General features: G+C 55.7%; 6 protein-coding genes, 1 tRNA gene and 1 pseudogene. 4 read left to right on the top strand and 4 right to left on the bottom strand.

Annotation, left to right across the window (positions count from 1 at the left end):
• Positions 1-214 precede the first annotated feature (214 nt).
• A tRNA-Met gene (locus IVB47_RS23995) sits at positions 215-291 on the top strand.
• A 346-nt stretch (positions 292-637) separates the two neighbouring features.
• Complete coding sequence (locus tag IVB47_RS23990) at positions 638-1,681, top strand: hypothetical protein (RefSeq protein WP_247464935.1); 1,044 nt, start codon at positions 638-640, stop codon at positions 1,679-1,681.
• A 548-nt stretch (positions 1,682-2,229) separates the two neighbouring features.
• Here IVB47_RS23990 and IVB47_RS23985 read toward each other — a convergent pair.
• Complete coding sequence (locus IVB47_RS23985) at positions 2,230-3,045, bottom strand: hypothetical protein (RefSeq protein WP_247464932.1); 816 nt, start codon at positions 3,043-3,045, stop codon at positions 2,230-2,232.
• A 1,307-nt stretch (positions 3,046-4,352) separates the two neighbouring features.
• Here IVB47_RS23985 and IVB47_RS23980 point away from each other — a divergent pair.
• Positions 4,353-4,868, top strand: coding sequence for a hypothetical protein (locus IVB47_RS23980; protein ID WP_247464929.1), 516 nt, complete (start codon positions 4,353-4,355; stop codon positions 4,866-4,868).
• A gap of 287 nt (positions 4,869-5,155) precedes the next feature.
• Here IVB47_RS23980 and IVB47_RS23975 read toward each other — a convergent pair whose 3' ends face one another.
• Genes IVB47_RS23975 through IVB47_RS23965 form a run of 3 tightly spaced genes read right to left on the bottom strand, consistent with a single transcriptional unit; the run spans position 5,156 to position 10,208 of the window.
• Positions 5,156-6,670 (bottom strand): hypothetical protein, encoded by a 1,515-nt coding sequence (locus IVB47_RS23975; protein ID WP_247464927.1) that lies wholly within the window; start codon positions 6,668-6,670, stop codon positions 5,156-5,158.
• Positions 6,667-8,613 (bottom strand): toll/interleukin-1 receptor domain-containing protein, encoded by a 1,947-nt coding sequence (locus IVB47_RS23970; protein WP_247464924.1) that lies wholly within the window; start codon positions 8,611-8,613, stop codon positions 6,667-6,669. The genes IVB47_RS23975 and IVB47_RS23970 overlap by 4 nt, the downstream gene beginning before the upstream one ends.
• Positions 8,613-10,208, bottom strand: a complete 1,596-nt coding sequence (locus tag IVB47_RS23965) for an anti-phage dCTP deaminase (protein WP_247464921.1) — start codon at positions 10,206-10,208, stop codon at positions 8,613-8,615. Before IVB47_RS23965 ends, IVB47_RS23970 begins: the two co-directional genes overlap by 1 nt.
• A 1,102-nt stretch (positions 10,209-11,310) precedes the next feature.
• Here IVB47_RS23965 and IVB47_RS23960 point away from each other — a divergent pair.
• A pseudogene (locus IVB47_RS23960) lies at positions 11,311-11,491 on the top strand (Clp protease N-terminal domain-containing protein); the annotation flags it as partial.

Genomic DNA, 11,491 nt, shown 5'->3' with positions numbered 1-11,491 from the left:
ATGGCCGGGACAAGCCCGGCCATGACGGATTCAGCGCCAAAAGGCCCAAATCCCCGCCGACATGTCCCGCCGAAGCTTTAGCGAAGGCGGAAGCCTTGGCGAAGGCGGAAGCTTTAGCCAAAGCGGAAGCAAACTCGGATTGACAGCCCGCCGCCCCCTTCCTTATATGCCGCGCGTTCGCGAGATCGGCCTGTTTCGGCCCTCGCGACCCTGTGGCGGGGTAGCTCAGCTGGTTAGAGCACGGGAATCATAATCCTGGGGTCGGGGGTTCGAGTCCCTCTCCCGCTACCACCAAAGACCCCCCGCTAGAACGGGGCGTGAACGTAGGCGCCGCGAGCAGTTCCTCGAGCCGCCCCATGATCTCCACCTCAAGTTTTTCGCTGTTCGGCGGCGCGTGCACAATCACGGCCGAGATAAGCCGTCGAACGCTCTCGCCTAGCTCGTCGCCAATTCCAAGATCAGCGCGCGGTAATAGGCTTGCTAGCTCTTCAAGGTCTCGCTGATAGCGCTCGATCGCGACCGGGTGAAGCGTGATGATCTTGTCGCTTTCCTTGATCGCGGCAAGTTTGCCTTCGATTTCGTCGCGCTCGGCCTTTAGTCGGTTCATTGAGGAAGCCAGCGTGGACGGATCGACGCCGTGCTTTATGATGGCGTCGCTCGCCCGGCCAAGCTCGCGGTCGATTTCGCCCTTGCGTCGCTCCAATTTTCCCCGTGCGTTGACAGCGCCCCTCGCGAGGCGCTTTCGCTCCTCGTTATATGTCTTGACGTATTCAACAAGATAGACCGGCTTGGCCAATTCGAGCTGCATGCCGGAAAGCGCCAGATCCTCGAGATCATCGCGCTTAACGCGGCGGCCGTTTGCGCACTTTCCGCTCTCCCGGAAGGTGGAGCATTGCACGCGGTATGTCCCATGCCGATCGCCGGCCGAGACCATGCTGCCGCCGCAACTGCCGCAACGAAGAAGCCCGGCGAGGACGCGACGCTGCTTGTGCGGTCGCGGCTTTGCGGGCGCGTCGCCCAGCGGCTTACTCGTCCTACGCTTGCGGGCTTGAGCCGCTTGCCAAAGCTCATCGTGAATGATCCGCAAATGCGGCGCCTCAGCGGTTCGCCATTGATTCGGCGGGTTCGGGCGCGAAATGCGCTTTTTCGTCGCCGGATTCTTGATCATGCGGACTTTGTTCCACACAATCTTGCCGATGTAGATTTCATTCAACAGCAAGCCGTGGCCGCGTTGCAAATTGCCGTTGATAGTCGAGGCGTTCCAGCTGTTTCGTCGGGGCGGCGCAATGCCTTCTTTGTTGAGATCATGCGCGATGTCGCGCGGAGACTTGCCGCCTACGTACTCGCTGAAAATGCGCCGGACGATCTCTGCTTCGGCCTCCACGATCTTCAACTCGCCACGTTTGCCAGCAATAGAGCGATAACCGTAAGCGCGGCCACCAGCGTGCCGGCCGTCGCGCAACACGCCCTCCATGCCGCGCCGGGTATGAACCACAAGGTTTTCAATGAACATCTCGCCCATCAGGGCACGCAGCGATCCATCGAGCTTGCCGACTTTTCCGCCAGCGGTGTGAATCTGGATGCCGAGGAAATCGAGCCGTTCGCGCGAGTTATGATAGTCGGCCTGATTGCGGAACAGCCGGTCCATATCCTCGGCAACAATGACATCAAAGAACTTTGACTCAGCGGCGCGCATCAGGGCTTGAAAGCCGGGGCGGTTGATCGCGCCAGTGCCTGAGATGGCGCGATCCTCGAACGACGTAATCGTAGCAAACCCTTCACGACCGCAAAGGTCACGGCACAGGGCGATTTGATCCTCGATGGATCGGTCGTTCTGCTTTTCGTCGCTGTATCGTGCGTAAATGGCGGCGCGGATCATGGCTCTACTCTGACGCGGGTTGCGGTGCGTGGCGGGCGATCTCGTCCGCATGATCTTCGCCTGCGTGCCGCTTGGCAAGAGCGCGCACAATCGCAATAAAATCGGTGTGGGCCGAGGACGCACGCGTAGCGTCGATCGCCCGCGCGATCCGATGATCCGTACGTTTCGTGGTCATTGTGATTTCTGCTGGGGCGTGGCGCTTCCGAGAGGCACACGCGAGTGCCACCTTCGGTGTTGAAGGCGGCAACGCTATTCGATTCAGTAAATACCTGATATATTTGAGCTTTTAAGCCTTCGTGCGGCGCGAGCGAGCCTGGACGATGTACAAACAAGGCGTCGCAAGCAAACCCTCAAAGCCCGTCGGTCTCTACGACCTCGCTCGCACGTAACTCTCGATTCCTTTTGACCGATTTCGCCTTGGAATAACCGGCTGGGACAACGATCAACCAAGGCGTTGGCGCTGCTGCAGAACGTAGCGGCTCGAAGGCATCGAGGTTGCCAGCGAGCCTGAGCGCAAGGGTGTTGATCGCGCAATACCACGCCACGTATTCTGCTCGGGCTTCAGCAATCGCGAGCAGAGACGGATCGCACCATTCTAGAGGCGACCGCGGTGATAACGTGAGCATATATTCCCCATCACGTTTGCGCGCCCGACCTTCATTACGCTTCAATTCGATAAGATCGCCAGCAGAGTCGACGCCATATACCAATGGCCGAGGACGCCCTTGGGTTAGTACGAATCTTTGTTTTGGCGAGGGCGCGTCGAAGCGCCAGTTGGGGCGCTTACCCTGCGCGGCATTGTTGACGACGATTGCCTGCGGATTGAACGTTGATGACATGATAGCGGTCACTGCGTCGCCTGCGATGCTGCCGAATTCGCCCAAGAGCCGCAGCGCCTCGGAGCAACTCGAGAGCCGTACTTCGGTATCAAGACTGCCGATAGCATCCGCCACACGGTGAGCATCAGCACATGGCTCTCCTGGCACGTAACCCCGAGACCAAATATCGGCGGTCGGCCTCCGGTCAAAACTACGAGCGATGCTGCCCGGAAGGATCGGACGACGGCCGATCGCAAAGCCAATATCCGCCGATATCGGACGCCCTTTCGGCAGCTCTTCACGAATGGCCCACTGCACCAACTTTTCGATGTCGATCGCGGCTTTCATGCTTCCCAATTTCCTTCGCGGGCATCTTACGTGAAGTGCACATTGGGTATTTGAACCTTGCCTTCCAGTCAAAGGACTAGGTCAGTATAGCGGTAGCAGAAATGCGAGAAATCACTGTGCCACAGGGATATCCTTCATTTATTTTTGTTGAGTTTTAACGAGGCAAAATTCGCTGGAGAACGAATCATGTCGGCACCTTGTAGATAAGACTTTGCTGGCTAAGCGAGATTTCGCGTGCGTTCGCTTTACATTAACTTGCACTCATACTCTTGCGATCTGTCGCGGAAAGTCCCGCGGTAGAAGGGGCAAACTTGCTTAGGTGTTTCGTACGATACAAATGGCCTTGGAGGTGCCGCTTCGAACCTTTCGGGTCGATGATGGATTTCGACCTCTACCGCCCCAGCTACGCAGTCCGGCGATCTGTCAGCGTTCCCAAGAGACTGGGAATAGGCCGGCAAGCTGGGCTTTTTGGGCGTTCGACTTTGTCTCCACGCTCCCAGCTTCCCCATCCGCGGACCACAACGCCGAAAGTCTCCAGCCCCGTCCGCGGCGTTTGTAGATTATCGGCGGAGACCAGTTCGATCACGACTGCCGCCTAAAGGTCGGTCGTGGAGTTCGCTCGCTGTCTCTTGTACCACCAGTGGACAATGCACATTGAGAATTCATCCGCGCTGTTTCGCCGCCCGACAGTGAGGAAAAAACGGCGCGATAGTGGGCGCCTCATCGTTCTAGACTAGCGGAAATACAGCACAATCGACCTCCGTTGACACCATTGTTAGTCGCGCTGGAATTGCTCGCCAATATGCAGAACATGAGTCAAATCGACTCAGGACAGAGGATGACGTGCGCCGGTGTGTTTATAGCCAAAGCAGCGCGAGATGCGCCGGAGCCGCCGGTCATGCCATTCCATGAAGAATACTTCAGAACGTGGCTGAGGGTTATACGGGGGGAAAGCAGCGAGCCGCCGCCACGAGGCCACGTGTCACGTTTGTGCCCCTGGCGTAGTTCGGGCCGGGGACACACCGGAAATACGACGCGACAAAAGATGCGGGCCCGCAGCCGATGTCGCGCGACGGCCGGGTAAATTACTATCATGGACAAATCGGACTCAGCATGGGTGGGTATCAAAGGTCGCCTTGTGGCCCGAGCAGAAATCAATCGTTGAGCCTTGTAAAGGGACACATGCTCGAGCCAACAAGCGCGAGTTGGTGAACAATGGAGCGGAGAGGAAAGTAGCAAACAACGATATTAAGCATGAGAATCATCCGGTGTAGCAGCCAAGCCCATAAAGATAACGGGGGAATTGAATGGCTAAAGAAGCAAATGGTCCGAACAGTACGATTCTGGGAGCTGCCGGCGAGCATTTCGTAATGTCACAGCTTCTGCGCCGGAATATGATAGCGGCGCTTGCTCCGACCGGAGTGCCGAATGCGGACATTGTCGTGACCGATAAGCTGGGCGATCGGCTCTGCGCCGTCCAAGTAAAAGTGCGGCGCGACATCGGTTCAGACGGCGGGTGGCATATGGGGCAGAAGCACGAAGAACTCATGTCGCCGAATTTCTTCTATAGTTTTGTCGATTTTGGGAAATCGCTCGCCGACCAGCCGAGGACATGGGTCGTGCCGAGCGGAATTGTCGCCAAATCCCTCCAGGAAATTCATAAGGATTGGCTGCACACGCCTGGAAAGAAGGGGCAGCAGCGCAATGACAGCACCTTTCGACGCTTCATGCCCGATTACGGTCCCTTGCCTCAGTACAAGCTCGGATGGCTCAACCTTTACTTTGAGAATTGGGCGAGCCTCGAAACCGCGTCTAGGCAGTGATGCCAGAGCGAGGTGGCCATCTGACACAACGCGGCTGGACGAGCAACCCCGTGGTGACTGTCATTGCGCCGGCGCGGAAATCGGGGGGCTCCGTTGCATGTTTCACTCAAAGCAGACGGCAGCATGCGCATTGGCGCTAACATTGCGCCGAGATTCATCAATCGACCTAGGGGGACGGGGGGATTGCCGCCTCCAGATGCTACGAGGTGGCCCCTCAGATTTTGGAACCTTGAGCGGTTATCGGCCGGTCTCAGATGCTAGCAGCCAGGGCTCGTAATGGAGTGACGCTAGATATAATGCCGGAATGGAAGAGGGGCGCCTTCCGCGATTGGAGCGGCCGTCAAGATTTCTCCAACCGCATCCGCAAAGCGCAGCGTGACGGGCAATCCATCAGCAAAGAGGCACGCGTTGAAATTCACTTTCGTCAAGCCCATGATATCGGCAACAACAGTCGAAAGACTCGCCTCTCCTCGCGTTATTTCTATTAGGAGAGGGTTCGGCGTTTCACGGCCGGGATACGTTGCGAGCTGGGGAATGAAGCCACTCGTCCAAAGCAACGCACGCCTTGGACTGAGCCGATAGGTCGTGCCGCGTAGGATTGGCAAGCGGCCCGGGGCAAAAAGCTTCATCTCTTGAGATCGAGTTATTCGCACCCCGACTAGGTTAACGTTCTCGGGAGCAGCTTCCCGGAAGCCCTCCCACTCTTCGTCGCTGAAACGAGTGCGACCATGGATAAACAGTTCAACAGGCTCTCGCTTATGCTCGTCATAGTATGATTGAAGCAGACTAGACATCAAAGATCGGGCTTCACTTTTAGGGAGATGAAACTCCTTCGTCTCGCTCGAATACCAAGGGCCCATCGCCCCCTTAAAAACTAGCCCGTCGCCAGAATCCAAGAACATTTGCGCCCCGCAACAGGCGTTGCCCTGGGTTGTATCCACCGTGTTTATCTTGAAGACGAGCCCAACATAGCAAACTCCCTCCCGGACGTTCGCCAGCTTCCAAGGCCGTCCTCCGCTCTTAAAATAGGCTGTGGTGCAAAGATTCCACGCGACACTCGCGCTATCTTGGAGCCGTCTTTGAACGCCATCGCCGATCTCGCCTACTAGAAGTGTGCTCTCCCGAATCACTTGAATGACAGCCCGCGACCTAATCAATCGAGCTTTTAGCTGGTGATGAAAATTCAACTCGTAACGATAGATCTCGGCCTCGTTCATCTCCTCGGAAAACAAAGAAGGCTCGCGAAATAGTCGACGAGCGACTCGGGCCCCAATCGAAGGCTTAGAAATTATCGCTTCAGCTTTGCCTAGTTTGGATAGAGGCCGCCCCAATCGCCAAACTTCGTCGGGAATTACGACAAACCAAACGTCCACTTGCGCGTCGTCATCTCGAAGTTGTCTCCTAATTGAACGCTCAAAAAGAGAAACGGTGTCGTAGATCGCCTTGTGGCGGTCACTCTGGCGGATGGCATTTCCGATGTCAGTTGCAGATACGGCAAGCTCAGCAACGGAATTTATAGGCCAGGGGGTGCGGAACGCTGCCTCAAATCCTGGGAAGGCGAACTGGCGCGAGGCGCTGGCGGTCGGTGCAGGAATGAACGCGCTAACCTTCCTCAACCACTCTCTAAATACAGAAACGCCTTGCTGCGTCCCTATTACGCCAGCACGAATTTGAGCTGGTTTCCGATGATCAACGATAGGTCCGAAGAGAAAGAGACCGTCACGGGGGTCCTCTAGCTGCTGCCTATAGCCAAACTCTAACTTCGGCTCAGGCACAATCTCGATCCGATCGGATTCAATCATGCTTCGCTAACATCCTGCATTTCCGAAGCCGAATCATCTGTCTCATCTGACAAGTCAAAATCATCGTCCGAAAGCTCGTCATCATCGGATTCTGAAATGCGACCATCCTCAGTGCTTTCGCCACTATCAAGAGACAGAGGAGAGATGAAGTTTAGGAGTTGCTTGTCCAGCTCGACTTGCAAGCCTGCTCCTAACGTCAATCCATCAGGCGAAGAATTCAGCCATGCAACAAAGCCAACGAGCAGATCGCGCCAACGGTCGTTCCACCAGCTCTTACAAAATCGTCTGCGCAGGACGTGCATGCGCTCCTTACTAACAAGTGGCGTCTGCCCATCGACCGTAAAGATGACATGCTGGCGGAGTGCATATCTGGGCTGAAGCCCAAGGCTGGGACGAGCTTCAACCGCGAAATGCCAAAAGACCTTTCGCCGCTCGCTCCAATTGACCATCACCTTCCGTCGCTTTTTCTGGTCGGAATCCAGGAAGGTCACTGTGTTGCGGTCCAAAAGATTCGTCGGCATATACCAAGCAAGCGAGTTGGAAGCCATGGCAAAGCTTCTAAGGCCTCGATGAGCCATTTCCGCATTCCATGCCTGGCGCAACATGCTCATAACGATGTTGTGTGCATCCCGGGGCTTTACGGAAGGAGCGCCCGTCGACCGACCAGTCAGAAATTCATTGATGTCGACCTTATATCTTTCAGTCAACATATCCGAGTATTCCGAAGGTGCCTCCTGCTTCGCGTCGCAAAACGTTCCTATGAGGCGCAAATGTCTGAACGAGGGCGTTCGCATGGCGGCGGCTATTTCCTCGACTTGCTCAAGGGGAGCCGCGACGTCGTAATAGTGCACGAACGGCGGGAGCTTCCGTATCGCTAACCAATTGCTGGTCAACTGCTCGGGTCGATCAGTAACGCGGATGGCGCGGTTCTTTTGCGAGCCAAAATTGAGCGCGTTGAGGACAGCCCCGTCTATGTGGGGCACTCGATCTCGTGCGAGGACATCGATGATCGATTTAAGTCCTGATGCCCAATTCTTATGGAAATCGATAATGTTCTTTCGCCCCAAATTCGCACGCACGTCTGCGAAGGACAGATCATCGAGCCGGATAGGCAGAACAAATCGTGTGAGCTGTGATGCTCGCTCCACCCGGATCGCTAGATCGATTTCGTCGAGGACGCCGGAGGCTGATTGCGAATTTTTCGATAAGACGACGATGACTTTGGCGCATCGATTGCGAATGCAGTTCTCGATGTCCTCCCAGAACTTGTCGCCGGCCGAAAGGTTGTTCACGTCACACCACACGGAATATCCGCAAAGGGTGAGCTGTTGAGCCAGCCAGATCGCGAACTCGTTATCTTTGGGATTCGCATGACTAATGAAGATAACTTCGCGATTGCCCGGGGCTGGTGCAGAGCTTGGAGCACGCGGCACCCTGAACACGTCCCAAGGTTCTTCGTTTTCCGTGGTCAATGCGTCCAGAAGAGCAGTGATGTATTCTTCCGAGAATTGACTGTTCTCAACCAGTATTGCCGTCGCGCCCTCCTTCGACGAAAAGGAAAGTGCGTCGCTCATCGTCTTACCAATTACTTCTGGAGACGGGCTAGACTTGTTCTGGCGATGGACGCTCGTCAAATCGATGTAGTTCGCACCGGCCGCCTGAAACGCTTCGAAAGCAGCGCGACGTGTGAGGCGTCCGATGTCAAATCGCGGGACACGACGGATGTCAAACACATACTTTGGCTTTGAGCCGCTGAGAGTCGTTACTAATTCATGATCGGTGACGTGTTCACAGTCGACGATAACAATTAGCGACGGATTGGCGCTTGCAAACAAAGTGTTTTGCCAAGCCGGTCGAGCGAAAGATTCCTCCGTCAATGGTGCCGAGGGGCCGGAGTCGACCAATCGAAGGAAATTGGCCTTTGGTTTGGCGGGAGGACCCATTATTTTGACTTCGCTAGAGCGGCTTCTAGTTCTACGTAACTGACACCATGAAGGTGCCACGGAGAGCCCCATTCCGGTGCTCCGATTTGAAAGTCGCCTGTGGTTGAGTTCTTCAAGTCTCGATCTTTGAGGAACGCCCGCTTGTAAAGACGCGGAGCGACGCCCGTGAAAGCACGGAACAAGACCTTGCTTCCACCTTTGCTGGGTTCCTTCCAGTCCTTGGCGTTGATTGTGATCGCGTCCGGATGAAGTGACAGGGCCTGGCTCTTAGGATACGGCTCAATGTATTGCACCTCATCAATGCCTGCGGCAACGATGCCTCTTGCGCAATAGTGACAGGGAAAGGTCGTTACAAATAGACGGGTCCCGACGGTGGTCACGCCCTTTCGGCCGGCAGAAAATACGGCGTCCATTTCCGCGTGCACGGCCCGACTGAATTCGAGGAGGTCGCCAACTCGGCTCTCACGCAATTCCAATCGCAGCTTATTCTTACGGATATTGTCGAGAGCTTGTAATTCTGGCACGTCCTCAATCAATTTGTTGATGATAGCATTTTGTTCTCTCGTGTTACTGCAATACTTCCCAACCTTCTGAAACACACAGCGGTGGTCGTCTTGGTGCGAGTAAAAGGATTCGCCATAAACGCCGCCCCCCGCGCGTGGCACTTCGTTCGTCCCGGTGGCGACGATATTGCCTGTGGCGTCGAGGAGAGCGGCGCCTACTTGGCGAGAAAGACATGCACTCTGGAGCGATGCCCCATAAGCGTCATGCATTGCTGTTTCTGAAATGGTCGGACGCACAACGTCTGCGACGGTCATAATTCTGATCAACCGCGATAGATTATCGCTTATGTCCCAATCAGGGTTTGGCTCTTGCCCGTCGAGAAATTGGTCGGTCGTGTTGTCGACGAAGAAATCGGCCATATGAAAAGCATCAGAGACTCGCTGCCCGTGCTTTTCCATATCACGAGCATCTCTCTTCATGAACTTCTCTGCGTCTCCAACCCCAGCATTGGTGTATTTACTTACTATGCGGTTCTGACGGACCTTGGCTTCGCAAACGATGCCCACCAGAACAAATGCGTCTTGATAAACACGTCGTAGCAACTCGACTTCTGCCGGGTGTCTGATGGAGTCAAGAATGTAGGCGCGTCGCACACCATCGGGAGGGACAGCGTCTTCGCCCGGATCGCTAATACCGAGTTTAGTTGCTCGGGTGAGGCGAATGAGATCAATCATACGTCTCGCGACGATTGCGTGATCACCGCCTACTCGCATTTTGTCGCCTAGGTCTTGAAACTTCGTCGTAGTGGCCAAATCGTTCTGGGGAGTGACCGGCACGGTTTCGCCGGATTTCGTTGCCCAGTCTTCAATGACTTTGCGTGCTTTCAAGATGTCGACGTCATATCGGCCGCCGGGGAGAGCCGGATTTTCCAAAAGCCCTTTTAGCGTCGTTGCGATTTCGCTCGTGCCTGAGCCGACATAGCCGACAACCGCAAAAACAATCTCGTTGCTAGCTTGTTCGCCAACTAGCGCTTTTGCCGTTTTAACGGATGTAAAAGAAGCATCCGCAGCTAAGCTTGACTGCGTTTCCATTTGCGCCCCGTTTGAATGATCTAGCGAAATTCTAGACCGTACTGTGATTCTGGGTTGAAGGCGGCACTCAACCCAACTTATCCACGAGCAAGGCAACGTGCCCATAGCCGAAAGCGCCCCGACAAGGTCGCTAATCGGGGCCGTGTTGGCGGAGGGGGCCAGGGCGAACCCGCTTAAGGGATAACTTGGTCTCCCCACGAAGCTGGGCACGCCACATCACTGTGTAACAACTTGTCAGGACCTAGAAAATGTAGTAACAATATCAAATAGATCGACTGCTGCCTATGCAATCCTTTCCTGGGCACCCATACGTTGGCCGGCCGCGGCATTCCATAACATCCGATTTGCGAATGTCCGGAGTTCGCGCAAAGCGGACTAAGTTGGCCCAGGCGGCCGAAGGCCGCCCGGAGGCATTCCTCGCGGCAGGCTATTGCGGCGCGGGACCGCGACAAATATTGCTCAACTTCGCTCGCCGCCGACAAGGTAGGCTGTACGCGCATTGCTGGCCGGTAGCGCTTGGTTAGTTTGGCCATCCGCTTTTTTTTCCTGTGGATCCGCGGACAGTTGACGTTTTCAGAGCTGACTTGCGCGTGTTTTCCGTCCCGATTGTGTCAATCGGCGTTCAAATATTGCAGGCCGAATGATAGGCGAGATCGATCAGGATGTCCTGTTAGGCGACGACGTAGGAACCCGCTCCGCGAGGGTGTCGCCAATGAACTATGCGGTATGATCTGATCGCAGCGTTCGAGGGACGAGAAGCAAGAATCGCCACGTCTTGAGCGATGCGAGACGGCTGCGGTGAGACGTCCGGTCCGAGCGGTTAGCTGGTGCGGACAGACAGGGCACCGCTCAAACGCGGCGATATGAGTGCTTCAGCATCGACGACGAAAACCGCTTGGCGAGTTGACGAATGTCAGTGCGAGCTTGCGGAAACCCAAAGAGCATGCCGCGTGCGTGCCTTGCGGACAATCCACTAACGGCGGGCGGTTGGGCGATCAGATCGTGGACCCTGAATATCTTGATCGCGATCGAACGCAAAACCGGTACCTCCTCTTGCTGATCGCACCCTGGAGCGGAGCGGCATCGCCGAGGGAAGACGATGATGAATATTGAACGTTATACCGAGCGCTCGCGTGGTTTCATCCAATCCGCGCAATCGCTGGCGATGCGCGAAGGTCATCAGCAGTTTTCCACCCTGCATCTGCTGAAGGTTCTGCTCGATGACGGCGAGGGCCTTGCTGGCGGTTTGATCGACCGCGCCGGTGGCGATTCCCGTGCGATCT

The sequence above is a fragment of the Bradyrhizobium sp. 62 genome (assembly GCF_023073035.1).
GTDB lineage: Bacteria > Pseudomonadota > Alphaproteobacteria > Rhizobiales > Xanthobacteraceae > Bradyrhizobium.
The sequence above is the reverse complement of the archived record's forward strand: the minus strand, read 5'-3'. Positions and strand labels throughout refer to the sequence as shown.

Coding starts and splice junctions, on each gene's coding strand:
- IVB47_RS23980 (WP_247464929.1), top strand. CDS start 4,353: ATGGCTAAAGAAGCAAATGGTCCGAACAGTACGATTCTGGGAGCTGCC.
- IVB47_RS23975 (WP_247464927.1), bottom strand. CDS start 6,670: ATGATTGAATCCGATCGGATCGAGATTGTGCCTGAGCCGAAGTTAGAG.
- IVB47_RS23970 (WP_247464924.1), bottom strand. CDS start 8,613: ATGGGTCCTCCCGCCAAACCAAAGGCCAATTTCCTTCGATTGGTCGAC.
- IVB47_RS23985 (WP_247464932.1), bottom strand. CDS start 3,045: ATGAAAGCCGCGATCGACATCGAAAAGTTGGTGCAGTGGGCCATTCGT.
- IVB47_RS23965 (WP_247464921.1), bottom strand. CDS start 10,208: ATGGAAACGCAGTCAAGCTTAGCTGCGGATGCTTCTTTTACATCCGTT.